The 21,436-nt window shown below is 72.1% G+C and carries 23 protein-coding genes; 7 read left to right on the top strand and 16 right to left on the bottom strand.

Going from position 1 to position 21,436, the window contains the following annotated elements; genetic code table 11:
* The first annotated feature begins 2 nt into the window (after positions 1 to 2).
* Both IEY98_RS30680 and IEY98_RS30675 read left to right on the top strand, forming a co-directional pair.
* Positions 3 to 836, top strand: coding sequence for a MetQ/NlpA family ABC transporter substrate-binding protein (locus IEY98_RS30680; RefSeq protein ID WP_189214185.1), 834 nt, complete (start codon positions 3 to 5; stop codon positions 834 to 836).
* Positions 837 to 913: 77 nt separating this feature from the next.
* Complete coding sequence (locus tag IEY98_RS30675) at positions 914 to 1,267, top strand: hypothetical protein (RefSeq protein ID WP_189214184.1); 354 nt, start codon at positions 914 to 916, stop codon at positions 1,265 to 1,267.
* A gap of 67 nt (positions 1,268 to 1,334) precedes the next feature.
* Here IEY98_RS30675 and IEY98_RS30670 read toward each other — a convergent pair whose 3' ends face one another.
* The 8 genes from IEY98_RS30670 to IEY98_RS30635 form a co-directional block, all read right to left on the bottom strand.
* Positions 1,335 to 2,150 (bottom strand): carbohydrate ABC transporter permease, encoded by an 816-nt coding sequence (locus IEY98_RS30670; RefSeq protein ID WP_189214183.1) that lies wholly within the window; start codon positions 2,148 to 2,150, stop codon positions 1,335 to 1,337.
* On the bottom strand, positions 2,143 to 3,093 hold the full coding sequence (locus IEY98_RS30665; protein ID WP_229787762.1) for a carbohydrate ABC transporter permease: 951 nt from the start codon (positions 3,091 to 3,093) through the stop codon (positions 2,143 to 2,145). Before IEY98_RS30665 ends, IEY98_RS30670 begins: the two co-directional genes overlap by 8 nt.
* Positions 3,090 to 4,385 carry an ABC transporter substrate-binding protein gene (locus tag IEY98_RS30660; protein ID WP_189214181.1) on the bottom strand — a complete coding sequence of 432 codons (1,296 nt, stop codon included), beginning with the start codon at positions 4,383 to 4,385 and terminating at the stop codon, positions 3,090 to 3,092. Before IEY98_RS30660 ends, IEY98_RS30665 begins: the two co-directional genes overlap by 4 nt.
* A gap of 8 nt (positions 4,386 to 4,393) precedes the next feature.
* Positions 4,394 to 5,584: a Gfo/Idh/MocA family protein gene (locus tag IEY98_RS30655; protein ID WP_189214180.1), complete on the bottom strand. Its 1,191-nt coding sequence runs from the start codon at positions 5,582 to 5,584 to the stop codon at positions 4,394 to 4,396.
* 140 nt (positions 5,585 to 5,724) lie between these two features.
* Positions 5,725 to 6,876, bottom strand: coding sequence for an ROK family transcriptional regulator (locus IEY98_RS30650; RefSeq protein WP_189214179.1), 1,152 nt, complete (start codon positions 6,874 to 6,876; stop codon positions 5,725 to 5,727).
* Positions 6,877 to 6,989: 113 nt separating this feature from the next.
* Positions 6,990 to 7,973: a serine hydrolase domain-containing protein gene (locus IEY98_RS30645; RefSeq protein WP_189214178.1), complete on the bottom strand. Its 984-nt coding sequence runs from the start codon at positions 7,971 to 7,973 to the stop codon at positions 6,990 to 6,992.
* A 65-nt stretch (positions 7,974 to 8,038) separates the two neighbouring features.
* A complete protein-coding gene (locus tag IEY98_RS30640; protein ID WP_189214177.1) occupies positions 8,039 to 9,205 on the bottom strand; it encodes a Cmx/CmrA family chloramphenicol efflux MFS transporter in 1,167 nt (388 codons plus the stop codon).
* A 546-nt stretch (positions 9,206 to 9,751) separates the two neighbouring features.
* Positions 9,752 to 9,913 (bottom strand): hypothetical protein, encoded by a 162-nt coding sequence (locus IEY98_RS30635; RefSeq protein WP_189214176.1) that lies wholly within the window; start codon positions 9,911 to 9,913, stop codon positions 9,752 to 9,754.
* Between the two features lie 117 nt (positions 9,914 to 10,030).
* Between IEY98_RS30635 and IEY98_RS30630 the strand changes: the two genes are divergently transcribed.
* The gene (locus IEY98_RS30630) at positions 10,031 to 10,231 is read left to right on the top strand and encodes a class I tRNA ligase family protein (RefSeq protein ID WP_229787761.1); all 201 of its coding nucleotides are present in this window, start codon (positions 10,031 to 10,033) and stop codon (positions 10,229 to 10,231) included.
* Here the strand turns inward: IEY98_RS30630 and IEY98_RS30625 are convergent.
* From IEY98_RS30625 to IEY98_RS30615, 3 genes are read right to left on the bottom strand one after another with little or no spacing between them, the layout of a single operon-like run.
* Positions 10,200 to 11,552: a sensor histidine kinase gene (locus tag IEY98_RS30625; RefSeq protein ID WP_189214211.1), complete on the bottom strand. Its 1,353-nt coding sequence runs from the start codon at positions 11,550 to 11,552 to the stop codon at positions 10,200 to 10,202. The genes IEY98_RS30630 and IEY98_RS30625 overlap by 32 nt on opposite strands.
* A 35-nt stretch (positions 11,553 to 11,587) precedes the next feature.
* Complete coding sequence (locus IEY98_RS30620; RefSeq protein WP_189214175.1) at positions 11,588 to 12,274, bottom strand: response regulator; 687 nt, start codon at positions 12,272 to 12,274, stop codon at positions 11,588 to 11,590.
* 49 nt (positions 12,275 to 12,323) lie between these two features.
* Complete coding sequence (locus IEY98_RS30615; protein ID WP_189214174.1) at positions 12,324 to 12,866, bottom strand: D-alanyl-D-alanine carboxypeptidase family protein; 543 nt, start codon at positions 12,864 to 12,866, stop codon at positions 12,324 to 12,326.
* A 231-nt stretch (positions 12,867 to 13,097) separates the two neighbouring features.
* Here IEY98_RS30615 and IEY98_RS30610 point away from each other — a divergent pair, with 231 nt between their 5' ends.
* Positions 13,098 to 13,661, top strand: coding sequence for a hypothetical protein (locus IEY98_RS30610; RefSeq protein WP_189214173.1), 564 nt, complete (start codon positions 13,098 to 13,100; stop codon positions 13,659 to 13,661).
* Between the two features lie 131 nt (positions 13,662 to 13,792).
* On the top strand, positions 13,793 to 14,146 hold the full coding sequence (locus IEY98_RS30605; RefSeq protein WP_189214172.1) for a hypothetical protein: 354 nt from the start codon (positions 13,793 to 13,795) through the stop codon (positions 14,144 to 14,146).
* 143 nt (positions 14,147 to 14,289) lie between these two features.
* Here the strand turns inward: IEY98_RS30605 and IEY98_RS30600 are convergent, their stop codons facing one another.
* Complete coding sequence (locus tag IEY98_RS30600) at positions 14,290 to 15,264, bottom strand: TerC/Alx family metal homeostasis membrane protein (protein WP_189214171.1); 975 nt, start codon at positions 15,262 to 15,264, stop codon at positions 14,290 to 14,292.
* Positions 15,265 to 15,664: 400 nt separating this feature from the next.
* On the opposite strand from IEY98_RS30600, the gene IEY98_RS33330 reads away from it, so the two are divergent.
* Positions 15,665 to 16,843 carry a trypsin-like serine protease gene (locus IEY98_RS33330; protein WP_308425940.1) on the top strand — a complete coding sequence of 393 codons (1,179 nt, stop codon included), beginning with the start codon at positions 15,665 to 15,667 and terminating at the stop codon, positions 16,841 to 16,843.
* Positions 16,844 to 16,985: 142 nt separating this feature from the next.
* On the opposite strand, the gene IEY98_RS30590 is transcribed toward IEY98_RS33330, so the two are convergent.
* On the bottom strand, positions 16,986 to 17,588 hold the full coding sequence (locus tag IEY98_RS30590) for a TetR/AcrR family transcriptional regulator (protein WP_189214170.1): 603 nt from the start codon (positions 17,586 to 17,588) through the stop codon (positions 16,986 to 16,988).
* Entirely contained in the window at positions 17,585 to 19,021 is a 1,437-nt protein-coding gene (locus IEY98_RS30585; protein WP_189214169.1) for an FAD-dependent monooxygenase, read from the bottom strand. Before IEY98_RS30585 ends, IEY98_RS30590 begins: the two co-directional genes overlap by 4 nt.
* 184 nt (positions 19,022 to 19,205) lie before the next feature.
* Between IEY98_RS30585 and IEY98_RS30580 the strand changes: the two genes are divergently transcribed.
* Complete coding sequence (locus IEY98_RS30580; protein WP_189214168.1) at positions 19,206 to 19,937, top strand: hypothetical protein; 732 nt, start codon at positions 19,206 to 19,208, stop codon at positions 19,935 to 19,937.
* Positions 19,938 to 19,971: 34 nt separating this feature from the next.
* Here the strand turns inward: IEY98_RS30580 and IEY98_RS30575 are convergent, their stop codons facing one another.
* Both IEY98_RS30575 and IEY98_RS30570 read right to left on the bottom strand, forming a co-directional pair.
* Positions 19,972 to 20,175 carry an MbtH family protein gene (locus IEY98_RS30575; protein WP_189214167.1) on the bottom strand — a complete coding sequence of 68 codons (204 nt, stop codon included), beginning with the start codon at positions 20,173 to 20,175 and terminating at the stop codon, positions 19,972 to 19,974.
* On the bottom strand, positions 20,172 to 21,401 hold the full coding sequence (locus IEY98_RS30570; protein ID WP_189214166.1) for an MFS transporter: 1,230 nt from the start codon (positions 21,399 to 21,401) through the stop codon (positions 20,172 to 20,174). Before IEY98_RS30570 ends, IEY98_RS30575 begins: the two co-directional genes overlap by 4 nt.
* Between the last annotated feature and the right edge of the window lie 35 nt (positions 21,402 to 21,436).

Below are 21,436 nucleotides of genomic sequence, written 5' to 3'. Positions count from 1 at the left end.
CCATGCGCAAGGCCATCAGCACCACCGCGCTGTCCGTCGCCGCCGCTCTGGCGCTGACGGCGTGCGGTTCCGAGGAGCCCGCCGCGGGCGACGCCACGCTCTCGGTCGGCGCGAGCATCACCCCGCACGCGGAGATCCTGAAGTTCGTGCAGGAGGAGCTGGCCCCCAAGGCGGGCATCGAGCTGGAGATCGTCGAGTACGAGGACTACGTGCTGCCGAACGAGAACCTCGCCGACGGCACGCTCCACGCCAACTACTTCCAGCACAAGCCGTACTTCGACGCCCAGGTCGCCGAGCGCGGCTACGAGTTCGGCCACTTCCCCGGCGTGCACATCGAGCCGTACGCGCTCTACTCGGGCCGCGAGGGCGGCAAGCCGCGCTACACCTCGACGAAGGACCTGCCCGACGGCGCGGTCATCGGGATCACCAACGACCCGTCGAACCAGGCGAGGGCCCTCAACCTGCTGGTGAAGGACGGCCTGATCACCCTCAAGGACCCCGCCGACCCGGCAGCGTCGGTCCTCGACGTCCAGGACAACCCGAAGGGCCTGCGGTTCCAGGAGGCCGACCCCGCCTCCCTGGCCCGCACGCTGGAGGACGTGGACGCCGCGATCATCAACGGCAACTACGCCCTTGAGGCGGACCTCAGCGCCACGAACGACTCCCTGCTCGTCGAGTCCGGCCAGGACAACCCGTACGCCAACTTCCTGGCCTACCGGAAGTCGGACGAGGGAAACGCGGCCCTGACCACCCTCGACCGCCTGCTGCGCTCCCCCGAGGTCCGCGGCTTCATCCAGCAGCGCTGGCCGAACGGCGAGGTCCTGCCCGCCTTCTGATCCGGGACGCCGGGCGCCAGCCCGGTAGGGCTGGCGCCCGGATATCCTCGGTTTCACCGAGGGCGGACGGAGGCGCGATGGCCACGAGTGATCCGCACATCCACGTCGACCGGCGGGTCCTCCACGCACACCCCGCCATGCGCAACCTGATCTCGACCACCCTGGGCCGGGCCACCGACGCCCCCACCGTCGTCACCACAGGCTGCGGGCTCCAGGTGCCCTACGCGATGACCTCTCCCCGCCCGGAAAGCGTCACGTGCCTCGCCTGCCGCGACCACGCCCACCGCGAGCACCTGCGCTTCGCCGACCAGGTCGAGCGTCTGGGCCGCACCCCGATGCCCGGCGTGGACATCACCCGCGAGCAGCTGGACGACGCCGTGGCACACCTCCGGGATCTCGCGAGAAGGTTCTCCAGCCCATCCGGCCGGTGACGCCCGTGCGCAAGCCGGAAGGCGGCGTCCTCGACCGTGCCGCCGTCACGGCCGAGGACGCCGGGGACTACTTCAGTCCGGAGTGCGCGATCCCCTCGATCACCCGCCGCTGGAGGGTGATGAACAGGATCAGGACGGGGGCCATCGCCAGCAGGCTGGCCGCCATGACCAGGGGGATCTGCGTGCTGCGCTCGCCCTGCAGGGTCGCAAGGCCGACCGCGAGGGGCATGTCCGTGCTGTTGGTGGTGACGACGAGCGGCCACAGCAGGTCGTTCCACGACCACAGCACCGTGATGATCGCCAGCGCGACGAGTCCGGGCCGGGTGAGCGGGAGCATCACCCGCCAGAACACCTGGAACGGGTTGCAGCCGTCGAGGCGGGCGGCCTCCTCCAACTCGGGGGGCAGCGCCGCGAAGAACTGGCGCATCAGGAACGTCCCGAACGCGCTGAACAGGCCGGGGGCCACCACGCCCTGCACTGTGTTCAGCCAGTCCAGCGACTCGACGATCTCGTACTGCGGGATCAGGTACACCTGGCTGGGCACCATCAGGACCGACAGCGTCAGCGCGAGCAGGACCCCGCGCCCGCGGAACCGCATCCTGGCGAAGGCGTAGCCCGCCATCGAGCACAGGACGAGCTGCGCGGCGGTGCGCAGCACCGTGATCAGCACCGACACCCAGAACTGGGACAGGAACGGCAGCCGCTCGAAGACCAGCGCGTAGGCGGCGAGGCTGGGCGCGGCGGGCAGCGTCGGCGTCGCGCTCGTCGCCTCGCTCTGCGTGGACAGGCTGAGGACGACCTGCCACACGAACGGGAACAGCATCGTCGCCGCGCCGACCGCGAGGACCAGGTGGGTCGGCCACGCCCGCGTGCGGTCAGACATCGTGCACCCACTTCCGCTGCAGGAGGAACTGGACGGCGGTGACGCAGGCGGTCATCACCAGGATGGCGATGGCGATCGCGGCGCCGTAGCCCTTCTCGTTGCTGGGGAACGAGGCCTCCCAGAACAGGTAGACCAGCGACTTCGTCTCCCGCATCACCGGGTTCGCCGTGCCGACCAGCGCGTAGAGCAGGTCGAACAGCTGCAGGCCGCCGATCACCGTCACGACGGTCACGAAGAACACCGACCGGCCGACCATCGGCACCGTGATCGCGAGGAACTGCCGGGCGGGCGACGCGCCGTCCAGCGACGCCGCCTCGTACAGCTCGCGGGGCACGTTCCGCAGCGCGGCCGAGAGGATGATGATGTTGAACCCGAGGGAGAGCCACAGCCCGAGCACCGCGGTGGCCACCAGCGACCAGCCGGGCGTGGACACCCAGTAGACGCCCTCGATCCCGACCAGGCCGAGCGCCCAGTTGAGGATGCCGTAGTCGCCGTTGTAGATGATCTTCCACACCTGGGCGACGGCGACCGGCATCGCCACGTACGGCAGGAAGAACAGCGTCCGGTACAGCGTCGCGCCGCGCAGGCCCGGCCGGTTGAGCAGTGCGGCCAGCACCAGCGCGATGGGCACGCCGAGCAGGACGATGGCGGTGTAGGCCAGGGTGTTGAGCGCGGCGCGGCCCAGCTCCGGGTCGGTCACCAGCCGCGCGTAGTTGTCGAACCCCACCCAGGTGGACCCGCCGAACACGCCCCACTCGGTGAAGCTGAAGTACGCGGTGCGCAGGATCGGCCACAGGTAGAACACCGCGACGCCGAACACCAGGGGCCCGACGAACAGCAGCGGCCACGCGCCCTGGCCAGCGCCCGGCCCGCGCCGCCGGGCGGGGCCGCCCGGGGCGGGAGCCGTGCGTCCCGCCCCGGGCGCGGTCGTGCCCGCGGTCACTCCTTCTCCAGCGCCTGGTTCATCGCCTCGGCCATGGCCCTGGCGGCCTCGGCCACCGGCTTGGCCCCGGAGAACGCGTCCGGCAGCAGCTCGGGCTCGAACTTGCCCCATGCCGCCGAGTTCTTGCTGACCGGGTACGGCACGGCGTAGTTCTCCGCGCCGTCGAGGAACACCCGCAGGTTGGCGTCGGGCAGCACCGTGAGGAACGAGTCCTGCGTGCCCTTGTGGGCCGAGATGACGCCGCTGAGCTCGCTGAAGGTCACGGCGGCCTCCTTGCCTGCCAGGTAGGTCAGGAACGCCTCCGCCGCTGCCTTGTTCTCGGTGTCGGCGCTGATGGCGTGCGCCAGCCCGTGGATGACCGTGGCCTGCCGCTTGTCGCGCGGCAGCGGGGCGACGGCCACGTCCGCGGCGATGGGACTGTCGGCGATCAGCTTGGTGTCCCAGGAGCCGGACCAGAACATGGCGGCGCGGCCGCTGGTGAACCGGCTCAGCGCGGAGGTGTCGGCGTCCTGCTCCAGGCTCGGCATCGCGTCGGCGGCGATCAGGTCGGCCCACACCTGCAGGCCGCGCGCGGCCTCGGGGCTGTCGAAGCCGGACCGCTTGCCGTCCGGGGAGATGACGTGCCCGTCCGCCGCGGCGATGGTGTTGTAGTAGGTCTGCTGCCCGCCGTCGACGAGGGTAGCGGTCACCCCGAAGACGTCCTTGGACTTCAGCTTGGCGCGGATGTCCTTGGCGGCCTGGGTGAACTGCTCGACCGTCCAGTCCGCCGCGGGCTCGGCCACGCCCGCCTCGGCGAACAGCTTCTTGTTGTAGAACACCGCGATGGTGTCGAAGTCCTTCGGGACGCCGTAGCGGACGCCCTCGTAGGTGTAGAGCGTGTCCAGCGCCTGCGGGTAGTTCGCCGGGTCGATCTTCCCGGCGTCGACCAGGCCGGTGATCGGGGCGAGTTTGCCGTTGCTGGCGTACAGCTGGAAGTTCGGCCCGTTCATCCAGAGCACGTCGGGCATGGTCCCGGAGCCCGCCTGGGTCTGCAGCTTGGTCCAGTAGCTCTTGTAGGGCGTGACCTGGACGTTGACCTTGACGTTGGGGTAGGTCCGGTTGAAGTCCGCGACCACCCGCTGGGTCGCCTCGGCGACGTTCTCGCCCCAGACCCCGTAGGAGATCTCGGCCGTGAGGTCGGCGGGGTCGGCGGGCTGCTCAGCTGCCGCGTTCCCGCCGGGGCCGCCGCCGCAGCCCGCGAGGGCGACGGACGCGGCGACGAGCGCGGACAGCACGGCGAGGTGCTTTTTCATCGGTGCTCCTAGTGGTCGAGCAGGGGGCGTGCGGGTTGGTGGGCGGCGAAGTAGGCGGCCACCTCGGGGGCGACCGGCGGGACGCGCTGCGGCGTCGACCCGGTGCGCAGGGACCGGGTCGCGGCGCACCCGGCCGCGATGGCCTCGCGGGCGGAGACGGGATCGGTGTCGGTCGGCACGCCGTCCCGGACGAACCGCAGGAACTCGGCCATCGTCAGCGCGTCGGCGTCCCCGTGCCCGCCGTCGTCGCCGGTGATCGGGTAGGACCGGTCGCCGCCGGGGAGGTAGCCGGTGCGCTTGGTCCAGACCCTGACCTCGCCGCCCGCGCCGTCCCCGAAGTTCTCGATCCGGCCCTCGGTGCCGATGACGGTGTAGTTGCGCCAGTAGTCCGGGGTGTAGTGGCACTGCTGGTAGCTCGCCAGCACGCCGTTGTCCAGTCGCATGAGGACCATCGACAGGTCCTCGACGTCGATGTCCCGGTTCAGGTCGGTCTGGGCCAGCGGCGGCCAGTTGTCCAGGGAGAACCAGTCGCGCATGGTGCGGTCGCTGTTGTCGCGGCGCGAGTCGACGCGGCCGTAGACCGTCAGGTCCCCCATGGCGACGACCTCGCGGGTGACGCCGCCCGCCAGCCAGTGGACCACGTCGATGTCGTGCGCGCCCTTCTGCAGCAGCAGCGACGTCGTCTTGGCGCGTTCGGCGTGCCAGTCCTTGAAGTAGAAGTCGCCGCCGTGGCCGACGAAGTGCCTGCACCAGATCGACGTGACCTCGCCGATGTCGCCGCGCGCGATGATCTCCCGCATCAGCCGCACGACGTGCATGTGCCGCATGTTGTGCCCGACGTAGAGCCGGGCGCCGGACGCGTGCGCGGCGGCGAGCACGCGGTCGGCGTCCTCGATGGTCGTGGCCAGCGGCTTCTCCAGGTATACCGCCACGCCCGCGCTGAGCAGCCGCTCGCTCACCTCGGCATGGGTGTGGTCGGGGCTGGTGACGATCGCGGCGTCGAGGTCAGGGCACGCGCGCAGCAGGGCGGAGACGTCGCGGTGCACCGGGATGTCCCCGAACCAGCGCGCGGCGCGCTCCGCTGCCCGGTCGTCGGGGTCGACCGCGGCGACCAGCCGCGCCCCCTCGGCCACCGCGTGCTCGGCGATGGGCGCCCGCGCGCCCACCCCGACGACGGCGATGGTCAGGTCCTTGATCACACGCTCTCCCCGCAGTAGTGAAAAGCAGTTTTCTTACTGTTGGGTGAGCAGGGTTGCCGAGATACTTGGTCAACTCAAGGGTTGAACGGGTGCGCGTTAGCCAACCGTGACCTGAACGGCCCCGGTTCTGCTGCGCGGTTTCACAACGCGGCGGGTAGGTGCTCGCGCGGCGAGTCCGGGTGCAGGGCCAGCGGCGGCGTGCTCACGTCCGAGCTGCCCAGCAGCGTGCCGCCGAGGGTGTCGAAGGTCCGCAGGACGCCGCCGAGCGGGACGTCGAGCTCGCCGAGCGCGTGCCCGACGATCGGGTACTCGAAGGGCAGGTCGAGCTGGGCGGCCACTTTCGAGCGCAGCATGGGGACCAGCAGGTCGGCGTAGCGGCCGAGCCGTCCGCCGAGGACGACGAGGTCGGGGTCGACGGCGGCGAGCAGGCCGCCCACCGCGGGCGCCATCCGGTCGGTCAGGTCCTCGGCGACCCGCAGCCCCTCCGGCCCGCCCGCGGCGAGCCGCGCGTCGGCCGCCTCGATGTGCTCCCACGGCCGCTCGTCGCCGCGCGCGGGCCCGGCGAGGACCCGCAGCGCCAGCAGCTCGCCCGCCTGGTGGTGGCGGCCGACGTGGACCCGCCCGCCGAGCACGATCCGGGCGGAGACGTGGAACCAGGTGAGCAGGTACAGGCTGGTGTCGGCGAAGCGGGCCGCGCCGAGCGTGGCCTCGGCGGCCGCGGCGAGCACGAGGTCGTTCTCCACGGCGACCGGGCAGCCGAACAGCTCGCCCAGCCTGCTCGCGATGTCGACGTCCTGCCACTCCCGGACCGCGGGCGACCGGGCGAGCCTGCCGTCGTCGCCGACGATGCCGGGCACCGCCAGCGTGACGCCCGCCAGCGTGCCCAGCGGCAGCCGCGCCGCCTCGAACGCCCGCGCGACGTGGGCGCGCAGCGGCAGCAGGTCCGCCGAGCCGGTGCGCGGGCTGGCGGGTCCGTCGATGTCGGTGTGGACGATGTCGCCCGCCAGGTTCGCGATCGCCACGCGCTGGCGCACGTCGGACAGGTCCAGCCCGACCACGTGGTGCCGCTCGGCGCGGAAGCGGTACCGCCGCGCGGGCCTGCCGCCACCCGAACTCGGCGGGGCGGGCGGGACGTCGCCGTCCACCAGGCCGTCGGCCTCCAGGTCGGCGATCAGCGCCTCCACTGTCGGCCGCGACAGCCCGGTCCGGGTGGCCAGCTCCCGGATGGTCGCCACGCGCACCTCGCGCAGCCCTTCCAGGCACCGCCCCCTCGGCGTCGTCGCCCTCAGCATGCACCGACCCCCCGCGTCCATCCACCGGCCTCCACCGCCGAGCTTATGACCAGCGCACACCGTAGGCCGTGCGGGTCGCGCCCGGCACGCGCGGCCTCGGCAGGCGCCGGACGTCACACGCCGAGGAAGCGCACCAGTGGCCAGGCGCCCTCCGACGTGTTCGCGATGACCGTGTGGGTCGTGCCGGACTCGGGCACGTGCACGCTCTTGAACGACACCCCGGCGTCGCCGCCGATCAGGATGACCGCGCCGCCGGTCTCGTGCAGCCAGAAGCCGAGTCCGTACCGCATCGACTCGGCGGGGACGTCGCTGCGCGGGCGCACCATCTCGGCCACCCGGTCCGGGGACACGATCCGCCCGGCGAACAGCGCCCGCCACAACGCGGTGACGTCGGCCGCGGTGGTGTAGATCCCGCCGTCGCCGCCGCCGCGGATGGGCAGGTGGAACACATTGGTCCGCCACTCCCCGTCGACCTGTAGATAGCCGACCGCCGTGCGCTCGCCGAGCGAGTCGGACCGGAGGAAATCGGTGTCGACGAGCCCGGCCGGTTCGCAGACGCGTTGCCGCACCAGGTCGTGGAACGGCACCCCGCTCACCCGCTCGGCGATCAGGGCGAGCACGACGAAACCGCTGTTGCAGTAGGAGAACCGCTCGCCGGGCGGGAACTTCTGCGGATACCCGTCGAGCACCGGCAGGTATTGCTCGATGTCGAGCAGGCACTGCACCGGCACGGGCAGCACGTACGCGGAGAGGTCGGTGACGACGTCCTCGTCGAAGTAGTCCCCGATCCCGGACCGGTGCGCCAGCAGGTGCTCGACGGTGACGGCGGCATCGATCAGCGGAAGGTCCTCCCCCAGCACCTCCCGCGCCGTCGTCGACAGCGTCAACAGCCCTTGCTCCATCAGGCTCACCACGGTCAACGCGGTGAACCCCTTGCAACCGCTGGCGATCGCGAACCGGGTGTCGACCGTGTTCGCGATGCCGTATCCCCGGTGGGCCAGCCCGTACGCCTTGGCGAACACCTGCCCGTCCCGATCGACCCGGACCACGCCGGAGAACCCGGTGTCCCGAGCGACGACGTCCAGCCCATCCTCCATCGACCCACGATGACAGGGTGGGCGTGCCGAAGTCCCCCGATTTTCCGCGCTCTCCGGCACGTGGGCTAGCCCGTCGACACTCCCGACCTGGTGCGGGCGGACAGCAGGGCGATGCCGCCGACCAGCAGCGCCGCGGCGACCAAGGCGGCGCTGACCAACAGCGGGGAGCGGAAGCCCGCGCCCGCGCCGATGGCCGCGCCGCCGAGGGCCGGGCCCGCCGCCGCGCCCACGTTGAGGGCGGCGGTGGCGAAGCCGCCCGCGAGGGTCGGCGCGCCGCTGGCCGCGTAGAGGGCCTGGGAGATCAGCGTCGAGCCGACAGCGAACGACAGCGTTCCCTGGACGACCGTGCACACGAACGCCGCGACCGGGTCCCCCGCGGTCGTGGCGAACACGAGCCAGCCGATCAGCAGCCCGATCGCGCCGAGGCCGAGCAGCGCCGTCGGGTTGGTGTCGGCGTACCGGCCGCCGAGGGTGACGCCCGCGAACGAGCCGAGGCCGAACAGCAGCAGCGCCAGCGGGACCCAGCCCGACGGCAGTCCGGCCACCTCCGTCACCACGGGGGCGAGGTAGGCGAACGAGCAGAAGGTGGCGCCGTTGACCAGTGCCCCGAGCACCAGCACGACGATCAGGCGTGGGCTGCGCATCGCCCGCAGCTCGTGCAGCGCGCTCGGCGCGTTCCGGTCGGGTGCGGCGCCGGGGACCGACCGCAGGATGGCGACGACGGGCGGCGCGGACAGGACCGCGACCGCCCAGAACGCCGAGCGCCACCCCCACAGCTCGCCGAGGTACGCGCCCGCGGGCACACCGGCGACGCAGGCGATGGTCACGCCGCCGACCAGGACCGCGGTCGCCCTGCCCTTGGCGTTCGCGCCGACCATGCCCGCCGCCGCGGCGATGCCCACGGCCAGGAAGCCCGCGTTGGCCAAGGCGGCGACCACTCGGGTGACCAGCAGGACGGTGAAGCTGTCGGTCATCGCGCCGACCACGTGCATCACCAGGAAGGTGACGAGAAAGGCCAACAGCGCGGCCCGGCGCGGCCAGCGCAGGCTCAGCACCGCCACCACGGGCGCGCCGACGACCATCCCGACAGCGAACGCGGAGATCAGCGACCCCGAAGCGGGGATCGACACCCCCAACTCGACAGCGATGTCCGGCACCAGGCCGGACAGCATGAACTCCGACATCCCCATGGCGAAGACCGCCAACGCGAGGACATACACGGCGAAAGGCATCAAGAGGCTCCAGGAGACAGGATCCACCGACGGCACCGGACGGCACGGCCGGCCCCCGGGCGAATCCGGGGGTGCGGGGCGATCGCGAGAACGGTGGCGGGACCGACGAAGCCCGGACGGAGGGCAAGGCCCAAGCACATCAGCGCGGCCGAGGACCACTCCGCTGGACACCGGTCTCGCTGGCGGGACCGACGAAACCCGGACACGCCAACGAAGCAGGCTGCTCGGCCACGAGGTGGCAGACCGACGAATTCGGACACGCCAACGAAGCCGCGGGCTGTTCGACCGCAAGCAGTGGCGGGACCGGGAAAGCCCGAGCGAGCGCGCGGTCCGAACAGTCAGCGCCGGATGGGCGCGACAGCGGAGAGGGCCACCGTTCGGTGGCTACCTACTGGAGGCCTCGGGGCTGGACACGCCCCACAAGCTACAGCGCCCCTCCGACACCGTCCACCCGCGGGCCTCCCATCGCGGGATAGGTCAGCGGTCCAGCAACCAGCGGATGGGAGACGCCGGATCGTCGTGGGTGATGGGGTCGGCAAGGGTCAGTCATCCCCGGCCGGTGAACCCGTCGGCCAGCACGTCGGCGAACACCGGGCCGGGATCGCAGACAGCCTCGTCGACCGGCACGTCACCGCTGCCGAACACCACCGTCTGCGCCTGCACGACGGTCCCGATCACCGTCCCCGGGCGCAGGGGGTTCACGGTCATCCCCGGCTCGGCCACCCACACCCCCGATCACGGACACGCGCCCCAGTATGGAATAGCGCGGCGCGGGCGGGCGATCAACGGATAGCCTGGGCCGGTCCTAGCTGGGGGGAGGCCAGGATGACCCGTCGGTACCTCACCACCGCCATCCCGTACGTGAACGCCGAGCCCCGCCTGGGCTTCGCGCTGGAACTGGTGCAGGCCGACGTCATGGCCCGGCACCGGCGGCATCGCGGCCACGAGGTCCGGTTCCGTGGCGCAAGCGTCTGTCCACACTCGCCGGTCGCCCTCAGTCAGGTGGGGTGCCTCGGGGCAGGGTGAGGATGAAGGTGGAACCGCCCGCGGCACGCAGGGTTCCGTTGTGGAGGGCGGCGTTCTCGCGGGCGATGGCCAGGCCGAGGCCACTGCCCTCCGAGCCAGTCCTGGCCCGGTCGCCGCGGACGAAGCGGTCGAAGACGACCGGGAGGAGGTCGGCGGGGAGGCCGGGGCCCGCGTCGGTGACGGTGATCGACACCTGGGTGGGGTCGCGACCGTCGATGGTGACGGTGATCGGGGGCGCGCCGTGGCGGGCGGCGTTGGAGAGGAGGTTGCGCATGATGGTGTGCAGCCTGCGCGGGTCGCCGACGACCGTGGCGTCGCCGGAGGTGGTGACGGTGACGGACTGGTCGGGGGCGGCCAGGGCCGCGGCGTCGGCGGTCAGGGCGGGGAGGTCGACGGGTTCGGGGCGGTAGTCGGCCGCGCCCGCGTCCAGCAGCGACATCTCCAGCAGGTCGTCCACCAGGGCGCTCAGGCGGCGCGCTTGGGCGGTGACCAGGTGGGCCGAGCGCTCGCGGTCGCCGGGGTCGGCGCTGTCCAGGCTCTCGGCGGCGGCCAGCATCGACGCCAGCGGGGTGCGCAGGTCGTGGGCGACATCGGCGATGAACCGGCGCTGCTGGCGCTCCTTGGCCCGCAGCGCGGCGATGGAGTCGCCGAGGCGGGCGGCCATGCTGTTGAAGGAGCCCGCCAGGTCGGCCAGCTCGTCGCTGCCGCGCACGGGCACGCGCACGTCGAGTTCGCCAGCGCCGAAGCGCCGCGCGGCGGCCGCGGCGACCCGGACGGGTCGCTGGACCAGGCCCGCCGCCAGCACGCCGATCAGCGCGGCCGCCACCGACACGACCGACGCCACGACGACGAGCCGCGTCCGCAGCCAGGCCAGCTCCCGGTCGATCTTGTCGCGGTTGTAGAACTCGACGAGCACGATGTCCGGGGACACCGTGCCCGCCACCGCGAACCACGCCCGGGGGCCGTCGTCGGCGGTGTAGGTGACCGGGTCGAGACCCTGGCGGGCGATATCGATCTCGTCCACCCGCAGGTCCCCCGGATGGCCGGGCGAGCCCGCGGCCGCGGTGTACCGGACACCGTCGGCCGCCGTCGCGCCGCGCAGGTCCACCACCGCCCACGCCACGCCGAGCCTGCCCTCCATGAAATCGGCGATGCGCTCCACTTTGGACGAACCAGGCGCCCCGAAGTGCCTCGCCGCCTGCTGGGCGTCCGAGCGGAAGCCCGCGAGCGCCGACGCGGCGAAGCGGTCCCACGCCGGACCGGACTGCATCTGGTAGGACAGCGCAGCGACCGCGATGGACGCCGCCACCGTGATCAGCATGACCGTCACCGCGATGCTCCCCCGCAGGCCGAGCCTCACGGCTTGACCAGCCGGTACCCCAGCCCGCGCGCGGTGCGCAGCAGCGTCGGGTTGGCCGGGTCCGGCTCGATCTTGGCGCGCAGCCGGGCCACCGCGGCGTCGACCAGCCGCGAGTCGCCGGAGTAGCCGTAGTCCCAGACGTTGCGCAGCAGGGTCTGCCTGCTGAGCACCTGGCCGGGGTGGTCGGCGAACTCGATCAGCAGGCGCAGCTCGGTCGAGGTGAGGCCCAGCTCGACCCCGTCGCGGGTGACCAGCATCGCCGCGCGGTCGATCACCAGGTCGCCCACCCGCGTCACCGGTGACGGCGCGGGCGGGGCGGCGGCCCGGCGCAGGATCGTCTTCACCCGCGCGTCGAGCACCCGGGGCTCGGCGGGCTTGACCACGTAGTCGTCGGCACCGCCCTCCAGCCCGACGACCACGTCCACCGGATCGCCCCGCGCCGTCAGCAGCACGACCGGGACGGTGGCGCGGGCCCGGATGCGCCTGCAGACCTCGAACCCGTCGATGCCGGGCAGCATCACGTCGAGCAGGACCAGGTCGACCGGCAGCGCGGCGTCGAAGAGCTCGGCCAGCGCCTGCTCCCCGGACCCGGCCACGGCGACGTCGTGCCCCAGGCCGCGCAACGCGCGGGCGAGCGCCTCGGCGAGCGCCGCGTCATCCTCGACGAGGAGGAGTCGGGGCACCGTTGCTCCCTTCGGGTGAGTGGGGTGACCTGCACACGTATACCACCGGTCACCAGTGGCGGGCGGTCCGCGCCGCGCCCGGGTGGGGCAGCCGGACCGGCGGTAAGCCCGCCCTGCCGGGGTGGTGCTCGAAGTGCCACCACTCGTTGTCGTAGGTGCGGTACAGGTCGTACCGGCCGCCGTTGACCTCCAGCCAGCGGGCGCCCTCCACCGGCCGCACGTCCAGCGCCGTGCCCGCGACGTGCCGGGACTCCTCCGGCGGCAGCGCCCGCAGCCGCGCGGCCGCCGCCGACCCCGTGCGCCGCACCTCGGCGGCGAACAGCCGGTGCTGCTCCCCCGCGTCCCGGTGTCCCGAGGTGAGCCCGATCAGCACCCCGTCGCGCCAGAACGCCTCGGTCCGCGCCGCCGTGAACGCCGCGCGCGTCCCCGCGGCCAGCCCGGTCAGCGACTCGCGGGGAAACCGCAGGCCGAGGGCCCACTGGCAGGCCCGTCTGCGCCCACCGCCCGGCCCGACCGCCCAGGCGATGGGGAGCAGGACGACGGCGATGACGATGGTGGCGACGTGGAGCACACGCTCTCGCAAGATCCTCATGCCTGCCACGGTGCCCGCGCAGTGTGCGTCCACATCCGCCGTTCTGTGACAGTTCGTCGACGAGATGAGACGGTTCCCCACGGAGTGCGGGGAACAGTCCGCCGACGGCCACTGCTGGGACCGGCACAGCGTTCACGGGCCTGCCGGGGAGAAGGTGCTCGAACCCCGAAACCACCCGGGAGACCATGATCGTTCCCGTATGCTGTGGCGGGCCCGAGGGGAGTAGCGCGCATGCGGAACGAGAAGCCGGAACCGCTGTCGGAGCACCGGCGGGAACTGGTCCTGGCCGAGTACCGGGCGCTGCGCGACGAGAGCATGAAGCGGATGGACCACCGGGTCACCCTCCTGGTCAGCTCGCTGACCATCAGCGGCGCGATCCTCGGGTTCGGCGTGGAGCGCAAGGACGGCTCGCTCCTGCTGGTGGCCCCCGTCATGGCCGTGCTGTTCGGACTGCTGGTCCTCTACCACACCGCCATCGTCGCCGAGATCGCCCAGCACGTGGCGACGCGCATCGAGGCGCCCATGAACGCGCTCTACGACGGGGCGATGGGCTGGCACACGCGGCCGGAGCGGCAGAACCGCTTCCGCGGGCTCTCCCTCCTCCACCTCCCGATCATGCTGACCGTGCTGGCGCCGACGGTCGCGGCCCTCGTGCTGGCGTGGCAGTTCGACGGCTCGCTCGGCACGAAGATCCCGCTCGCCGTCCTCGACGGCGCACTCGTCGTCTACTACCTGGTCCAGTACACGAGGCGGATCAGCCGCTCCTCGGCGCGCGCCGACGGCAAGGCGGCGTAGTCGGCACCAGGATCGTGCGGAACCACGTGCTGTCGCGGTTCCGGTTCACACGATCGGTTGTCGGTGTGGCAGCGGGCCGGGGCGTTCTTGATGATGAGGGAGCAGTGTCCGCCTGAATGATGGAGGGTTTCGTGCGTACGGTTACCCGCTCGATCGCGGCAGTCGTCCTCTCCGTGCCGCTGGTCTTCGCAGGCGCGGGCGTCGCCGCTGCCGACAGCGGTCGCTCGAACGTGGCTGGCTACCAGCAGTCGAACGCCACCGCGGGCCCTGACGGGGCGGCGCGCCACCTGATCCTCAGCGGCGTCGACGCCGACGGCAACGCGTACTTCTACGAGGTCCAGTTCTACGCCGGGCCGGACGGCGCGGGCTCCCTCGGCACGACGGCCGTGGCCGGGCGCGACGGCGCGCACTTCCAGCAGTTCCACTCCCATGCCGGACCGTACAGCGCGGGCTCGACGCACACGTCGTCCAGCTCGGGGCGCTGACACCTCGCGACGGCGGCCGCGGCTCCACCGCGGCCGCCACAGCTAGTGAAACGGCCTCGGCGGAATCAGCGCCGCGCAGGTGATCACCAGTGCGGCCATGACCAACAGGACCAGCGCCAGGTCGAGGAGCGCGGCGAGCATGGTCACTCCCGGGAGGCCAGGGCGCGCGGCCGGTTCCCGGCGCGCAGGCTGGTCGCGGTGACCACGGCCAGGACGCCGATGATGACGGCCAGGGAGACCGCGGTCGGGATCTCCGGCACGGCGGGCCAGATGCCGTGCGCCCAGTGCAGCGTCAACTTCACCCCGATGAACGCCAGGATGACCGCGAGCCCGTGGTTGAGGTGGATGAGCTTGGCCAGCGCGGTGTGCAGCACGAAGTACAGCGCGCGCAGGCCGAGCAGGGCGAAGGCGTTGGTGGCGAAGACCAGGTAGGGGTCGTCGGTGATGCCGTAGACGGCGGGCACCGAGTCGATGGCGAACACCACGTCGGTCGCGAACACCGCCACCACGACCACCGCCAGCGGGGTCAGCGCCCGCCTGCCGTGTTCCCGCACGGTGAGCCGGGCGCCGTGGTACTCGTTGGTGACCGGCATCAGCTTGCGCAGGAACCGCACCGACCGCATCCGGGAGATGTCCGGCTCGGCCTCCGACCCGGACAGCGCGCTGTGCAGCATCTTCACGGCCGAGGCGAACAGGATCAGGCCGAACACCAGGAAGGCCCAGGTCCCGGCCGCGAGCAGCGCGGCGCCCGCCGCGATGAAGACGCCGCGCAGCACCAGCGCGCCGACGATGCCGTACAGCAGGACGCGCTGCTGCACGGCGGGCGGGACCGCGAACGCGGCCAGCAGCAGCATGAACACGAACAGGTTGTCCACGGACAAGGACTTCTCGACCACGTAGCCCGTCAGGAACTCGACGGCCTGGTCACCGCCGAAGTCCCACCACAGCCAGACCCCGAACAGCATCGGGAGCGCCAGGTAGAACACCGACCACCCGACGGCCTCCCGCACGGACACCTCGTGCGGGCGGCGGGTCACCAGGAAATCGGCGACCACCAGCGCCAGCAGGACGATGATGCTGATCAGCCACAGCATGGGCGAACCGACGGAATGCGGCATGGAGACCTCCTCAAACGACTACGCGTTCGAGGTCTCCTTCACCCCTCCCGGGGCGGCCTCCCGAGGACATCCACGCTGTCCGTATTGACCGGGTAGACCCTGACGGAAGTACTCCCCTCGCGACCAGTATCACCAATGCGGGCGCGTCAGTAAAGCCGGGGTAAAGCAGTCGCTGTCACCCGAACGGGCGGAACGCCGCCACGTGCGCCGATCGAGTGACGAACATCGGCCGGAAAACCCCTACCGCAATGGCGGGGAAGACCCGTGGCGGCACGGATTGATAGACCGGTCCCCGGTTGAGCACGATCGGGTTTCCGGCGCCGAGAACGGCGCCGGGATGTCCCTGCGAGGACGGGTTCGGCGCCCTGCTGCTCCATTGCCGGCCCGGAAAGGACTGATCGTGCGAAAGACATCGAGGATGGCGCTCGCCCTGACGACGAGCGCCGCCGCGGCCCTGGTCGCGACGGCGGGGCCCGCCCTGGCGGCGCCGCCGCCGGATTCGGGGGAGGCGGGCATCCAGGTCGTGGGCGGCACTCGGGCCGCCGAGGGCGAGTTCCCGTGGATGGTGCGGCTGTCGATGGGCTGCGGTGGCGCGATGATCACCGACCAGGTCGTGCTCACCGCCGCGCACTGCTTCCGGTACTCCCCTCCGGGCGGCAGTGACCACACCTCGACCACCGTCACCTACGGCGTGGTCGACCTGCAGGACTCGCGGGCGGTCGAGCGCCGGGCGAGCTACCTGTACATCAACCCGGACTACTCCGACGCGAACGCGGGCGACTGGGCGCTGCTGAAGCTGTCCAGCCCGATCGCGGGCGCGGCGACGCTGCCGATCACCACCACCAAGGCGTACGACACGGGCACCTTCACCATCGCGGGCTGGGGCGACACCCGCGAGGGCAGCCAGACGGGCTCGCGGTACCTGCTGAAGGCCGAGGTGCCCTTCGTCAGCGACTCGAAGTGCGCCGCGGCGGGCGGGATCTACGACGGCCTGGTCCCCGAGCGGGAGATCTGCGCGGGCTACGACCAGGGCGGGATCGACACCTGCCAGGGCGACTCGGGCGGTCCGATGTTCCGCAGGGACGGCGCTGGCAACTGGATCCAGGTCGGCATCGTCAGCTGGGGCCTGGGCTGCGCGCGGCCCGGCAAGCCCGGCGTCTACACCGAGGTGAGCACCTTCGCCGCGGAGATCTCCCGCAAGGCCGCCGAGCTCGACGGCGAGCCGCAGCCCGGGGGCAAGGAGTTCGCGAACACGGACAACGTGGCGATCCGCGACCTCACCACCGTCTCCAGCTCGGTCGCCGTCTCGGGCCTGAGCGGCAACGCCCCGTCGGGGCTGCAGGTGGGTGTGGACATCAAGCACACCTACCGCGGTGACCTGGTGATCGACCTCGTCGCGCCGGACGGCACCGCCTACCGGCTGAAGGACTCCTCCAGCAGCGACTCCGCGGACAACGTGATCACCACCTACACGGTCAACGCCTCAGCCGAGGCCGCCAACGGCACCTGGAAGCTCCAGGTCCGCGACGTCTACTCCGGCGACACCGGCTACATCGACGCCTGGAAGCTGGTCTTCTAGCGGGGTTCCCCGCCCACCCCGCCGCCGTCCTGGCGGGGTGGGCAACGGGGCACGCGACGCGGACCAGATCACGCAGACCCCTTGCCGCAGAACATTTTTGGTCCAGCGACGGAAGGTACCGCACGAATACCTCGATCCCGGCTCACCCCGGTAGGGCGAAGCCCACCTGGCGGAGCATGCGGCGAAGGTAGGCGGTCAGCTCCGTGGCCGAGCGGTCGCCGGGCGCCAGCACCAGCTGGTGCAGCACGGCCCCCCACATCAGGTCGATCACCATGTCGACGTCCGTGGTGGCAGGCAGCACGCCGTCCCGCTTCGCGCGGGCGAGGGTCTTCCGGGCACGTTCGCGGCGGGGCTCGAGGTGGTGGCGCCAGTACGTGGAGAGCAGCTCCGGGTGGTCCGGTCCGGCGCCGATCATCCGGGCGGTCAGCGCTCGCGCGCCGGGGTCGGCCAGCAGTTCACCCCACCGGGGCAGCAGCTCCTCGATCACGTCGAGCAGCGGACCGCCGACCTCGTCGACGGCGCGGACCTGCTCGTGCATGGACTCGAGCGCGTGGGCGAACAGCTTCTCCTTCGAGCTCCACCGCCGGTACACGGTCACCTTGGCCACGCCTGCCCGCCGGGCGATCTGCTCGATGCTCGTCCGCTCGACACCCCGCTCGATCAGGAGCTCGACGGCGGCCCGCAGGATCGCCTCGTCCGCCTCCGGGTCGCGCGGACGGCCAGGACCGGTGCGTGGGGAAGTCACGGGCGCATTGTGTCAACGCCCGGCGGCCGCAGCATCGCTGTCAGCCGATCCCGCAGCGCGGCCGGGTCGTCGCCGCGCCACGCGAGGTGCGCGTCCGGGCGGATGAGCAGCGCGTCTCCCTCCCCTCGCAGCCAGGCCACTTCGCCCAACGCTGTGCGGGCCACGGCCGACAGCTCGGCCGAGCCGCCGACCAAGGCCCATTCCGGGCCAAGCTCCGCGTGCAGCCGTGTCCGGGTTCCGTCGGTGCGCTGGTACTCACCGTCCGGGATGCGGTCACCGGGCCGGGGCGCCGGGCCGCGGCCACCGAGGGGGCCACGCCGGTAGGTGACCCACAACTGCGACGCCACCCGGGTGGCGCGGCGCTGCACGGCCGGGATGCCGAGCAACGGCACCACCACCCGGTCGCGGAGGAACCGCGTGAGCGCCGTCTCGCCGAGCAGCAGCCGCGTGTTCGCCGTGGTGTTGCGCAGGACGTCCGCCGCCAGCGGCCTGCGCTCGGCGCCATAGGTGTCGAGCAGTTCGGGGCCTGCCAGGCCGCGGACCACCAGGCCCAGCTTCCACGCGAGGTTCTCCGCGTCGCCGATGCCCGTGTTCATGCCCTGACCGCCGATCGGGCTGTGGATGTGCGCCGCGTCGCCCGCCAGCAGGACCCGGCCGCGGCGGTAGTCGGCCGCCAGCCGTCGGTGGATGCGGAACACCGAGGCCCACACGGTCTCGCGGATGCCGATCTCCGACTGACCCGCGCGCTCGGCGAGGAGCTGCCGCAGCCGGTCGACGACCTGCTCGGGGGCGAGCCGCTCGCCGTCGTGCGGCACGTCGGCCATGAGGCGCCAGAGGTCCGGCTCGCCGGGCATCGGCATGGCAAGCAGCATGCCGTCCCGGTGGTACCAGCCTGCGGAGACGCTGCGGTCGCGGTCCCAGTCGGCGCGGACGTCGGCGAGCAGGAACCGCTCGGCGACCGGCACGCCGGGGAAGGCGATCCCCGCGAGTTCGCGGACCGTGCTGCGGGCGCCGTCGCACCCGACCACCCAGTCCGCCCGCGGATTCTGGTCGAGGGACGTAATCTCGGTCCCCCAGTGGATGGGCACGCCCAGCTCGGTGAGCCTGCGGCGCAGCTCGGCCTCGATCGCGGCCTGCGACACGAACAGCGCCTGCGTGCGCTCCCGCCGGTCCGGCAGGAACCGCATGGTGGCGATCGGCCTGCCGCCGACGTGCATCCGCATGCCTGCGGGCTCGAGCGTCCGTTCCCGCAGGTCACCGAGGGCACCCAGTCGGTCAAGGACCTCGACGCCCCGGGCGTGCAGGATGTTCGCCCGCGAGGTCTCGGCGGGCCCGGTGGCGCGGTCGACGAGCCGCACCCCGACACCCTGCGCGGCCAGGCCGCACGCCAACGCCATCCCCGTCGGTCCCGCTCCCACGATCAGCACGTCCATGCGTCAATAGTATACGTGGTCGTAGGCGTATCGTAATTGCTCGCTACCGCGGCCTCTGGGGGCAGGGGGCGTGCGTCCCGGGGGCGATGCCGGGTCGGACCCGAGGGTGAGATCGGCGATCGGGGGTCCGACCACGGTCTGATCTTGCTTGTGCCCGAGGCCGCCGCACCCGCCCAATGAGGGGGTGCGGATTCTGGAAGTGCCTGCCACCGTCCACCGGGGGAGCTGGTTCCCCGGGCGGATCGTGGGCGGGGCAGCGCTGGTTGTGGGGCCCGTCGTGTGGTTTGCCGGGCTGCTGATCCGGTATCTGGCCGTCGACCACTCGACGTCCGATGTGGAGCCGTTGGCCGCGGTGGCGGAGTTGGCGGCGTATGTGCGGAATCCGGGATTGATGACGGCGGGCTACGCGCTGTTCGCCGCGGGGGCCATCCTGATGATGCTCGCTCTCGTCACCCTGGGGCGGCTGGCGGCGGGGCGGTGTCCGCGTCTTGCGACGGCGGGGGCCGTGTTCGTCGTGGTGGGGATCTGTGCGCGGGTCTACTACAGCGGGGTCGACCACACCGCGTTCCAACTGGTGGAGCGGTTGGGGGTCGAGGCGGCGACGCAGCTCGTGCGGGACGCCTATGTGCCGATCTCCTATGGGCCGCTGCGGATTCCGGTGATCATCGTGGTGTTCTACTACCTCGGGCTCGCTCTCCTGGCCATCGCCGCGATCAGGTCCGGCACGGTGGGGGTCGTGCGCGGTGTGGTCGTGTTCGCGGCCGGTCTCTGGATGGGTGTGCTCAAGGAGGCGCACGTCCATGAGCTGGTGATCCTTGGGCTGCTGGTGGCGACGCTGGCGCCGCTCGGTGTCCGGATGCTGCGGTCGGCGGAGATCGATCCGGTGGACAGACCATGGCGGGTCAGTTGGCTCTGACGGAGGCGGGGGACGGTGTCCCCCGCCCGCACCATCAGGTCGGGTTGGCCTCCATGTGCTTGCGGAGGCTGATCGGGCGCATGTCGGTCCACACGCGGTCGACGTGGGCCGAGCAGTCCTCCTTGGTGCCGGTGGTGCCTTCGGCGTGCCAGCCCGCGGGGATCTCGTGGTCGGCGGGCCACAGGGAGTACTGGCCCTCGTCGTTCACGAGGACCTGGTAGGTGATGTCGTCCCTCATAGCTGGACTTCCTCTCTCTGGTGGGCGCGCCCGGGATAGCGGCGCAGGGTGGGGTTGACGGTGACGAACAGCGTCACCACGGCCATGCCGATCACGCAGACGACGACGGCGTGGCGGGCGGTGAGGGTTTCGGCGAGGACGCCGCCGAGGGCGGGTCCGATGGCGGCGGCGGCGCCTACCGCCACGTTCATGACGCCGCTGAGCCTGCCGCGCATTTCGTCGGGGGTGAGCAGGAGTTGGTGGGTGGTGATGGTCGTGTTGGCGGTGGGGGCGAACAGGGCCATGGCGGCGAACACCGCGCCCATGAGGTAGCCGCCGGGCACCAGGAGGGTGAGCGGGGCCAGCGCGGTGAGCGCCCAGAACACCGCGGCGATCGCGATGTGCGGGCGCAGGGCGCGGTGCAGCGCGGGGGCGATCAGGGCGCCGAGGAGGCCGCCGGCGCCCAGCATCGCGGCCATGATCCCGATCTCGCCCGCCGGGACGCCGCGCTGGTCGGCCAGGACGATGACGATGAGGTAGAAGGCGCTGAAGAACAGGTTGAGCACGACCGCGCACAGCGTCGTCACCCGGATCTCGGGGTGGCGGGCGACCCAGCGGATCCCGTCGCGGACCTCCCGTCCGAGACCGCGCAGCGGCGCCCGTTCGACCCGGCGCGGGGGCAGGCGCAGGAACAGCAGCGCGGTGAAGGCGATGACGTGGGTGATGAGGTCGAGCAGGAAGGGCACCCAGCGGGCGATGGCGAACAGCACGCCGCCGAGCGCGGTGCCCGCGAGCTGGCCGATCGACGACCGGGCCGAGTTCAGGGCGATGGCGGTCGCCAGCTGGTCGTCGGGGACGATGGCGGCGATGCTGGCGTCCTCGGCGGGCTCGAACAGCGCGCGGCACGCGCCCAACACCACGGCGACGAGCACCAGGTGCGGGAGTACGACGGCGTCCAGCAGCAGGACGGCGACGAGCGAGGCCAGCGCCGCCGCCTGCACGCCCTCGCACGCCAGCATGACCCGCCGCCGGTCCCACCGGTCGGCCAGCGCTCCCCCGGGCAGGCCGACGACGAACTGCGCCACGGCGTCCGCGGCGAGCACGACGCCGGACGCCACCGCGGAGCCGGTGACGGCCAGCACGAGCAACGGGAACGCGATGAGCGACGCGCTGAACCCGACCTCGGCGCAGGCCTGGCCGACCCAGAGGAGCGTGTAGTCGCGGTTGCGACGGAGCGGGACGGTCATCGCCCACCTCGGCGATCGGCGGCGCGCCTGTCGGC

The sequence above is a fragment of the Actinokineospora fastidiosa genome, from assembly GCF_014648415.1.
GTDB classification, from domain to species: Bacteria; Actinomycetota; Actinomycetes; order Mycobacteriales; family Pseudonocardiaceae; genus Actinokineospora; species Actinokineospora fastidiosa.
This window is presented reverse-complemented; position numbering and strand designations above follow the sequence as displayed.

Bases quoted from the DNA above. Each gene is read 5' to 3' on its own strand.
- IEY98_RS30670 (WP_189214183.1), bottom strand. From the start codon at position 2,150: ATGTCTGACCGCACGCGGGCGTGGCCGACCCACCTGGTCCTCGCGGTC.
- IEY98_RS30660 (WP_189214181.1), bottom strand. From the start codon at position 4,385: ATGAAAAAGCACCTCGCCGTGCTGTCCGCGCTCGTCGCCGCGTCCGTC.
- IEY98_RS30640 (WP_189214177.1), bottom strand. From the start codon at position 9,205: ATGCCTTTCGCCGTGTATGTCCTCGCGTTGGCGGTCTTCGCCATGGGG.
- IEY98_RS30600 (WP_189214171.1), bottom strand. From the start codon at position 15,264: ATGCCGCATTCCGTCGGTTCGCCCATGCTGTGGCTGATCAGCATCATC.
- IEY98_RS30585 (WP_189214169.1), bottom strand. From the start codon at position 19,021: ATGGACGTGCTGATCGTGGGAGCGGGACCGACGGGGATGGCGTTGGCG.
- IEY98_RS30680 (WP_189214185.1), top strand. From the start codon at position 3: ATGCGCAAGGCCATCAGCACCACCGCGCTGTCCGTCGCCGCCGCTCTG.
- IEY98_RS30630 (WP_229787761.1), top strand. From the start codon at position 10,031: ATGACCCGTCGGTACCTCACCACCGCCATCCCGTACGTGAACGCCGAG.
- IEY98_RS30570 (WP_189214166.1), bottom strand. From the start codon at position 21,401: ATGACCGTCCCGCTCCGTCGCAACCGCGACTACACGCTCCTCTGGGTC.
- IEY98_RS30635 (WP_189214176.1), bottom strand. From the start codon at position 9,913: ATGACCGTGAACCCCCTGCGCCCGGGGACGGTGATCGGGACCGTCGTG.
- IEY98_RS30645 (WP_189214178.1), bottom strand. From the start codon at position 7,973: ATGGAGGATGGGCTGGACGTCGTCGCTCGGGACACCGGGTTCTCCGGC.
- IEY98_RS30575 (WP_189214167.1), bottom strand. From the start codon at position 20,175: ATGAGGGACGACATCACCTACCAGGTCCTCGTGAACGACGAGGGCCAG.
- IEY98_RS30610 (WP_189214173.1), top strand. From the start codon at position 13,098: ATGCGGAACGAGAAGCCGGAACCGCTGTCGGAGCACCGGCGGGAACTG.
- IEY98_RS30625 (WP_189214211.1), bottom strand. From the start codon at position 11,552: ATGCTGATCACGGTGGCGGCGTCCATCGCGGTCGCTGCGCTGTCCTAC.
- IEY98_RS30650 (WP_189214179.1), bottom strand. From the start codon at position 6,876: ATGCTGAGGGCGACGACGCCGAGGGGGCGGTGCCTGGAAGGGCTGCGC.
- IEY98_RS30615 (WP_189214174.1), bottom strand. From the start codon at position 12,866: ATGAGGATCTTGCGAGAGCGTGTGCTCCACGTCGCCACCATCGTCATC.
- IEY98_RS30675 (WP_189214184.1), top strand. From the start codon at position 914: ATGGCCACGAGTGATCCGCACATCCACGTCGACCGGCGGGTCCTCCAC.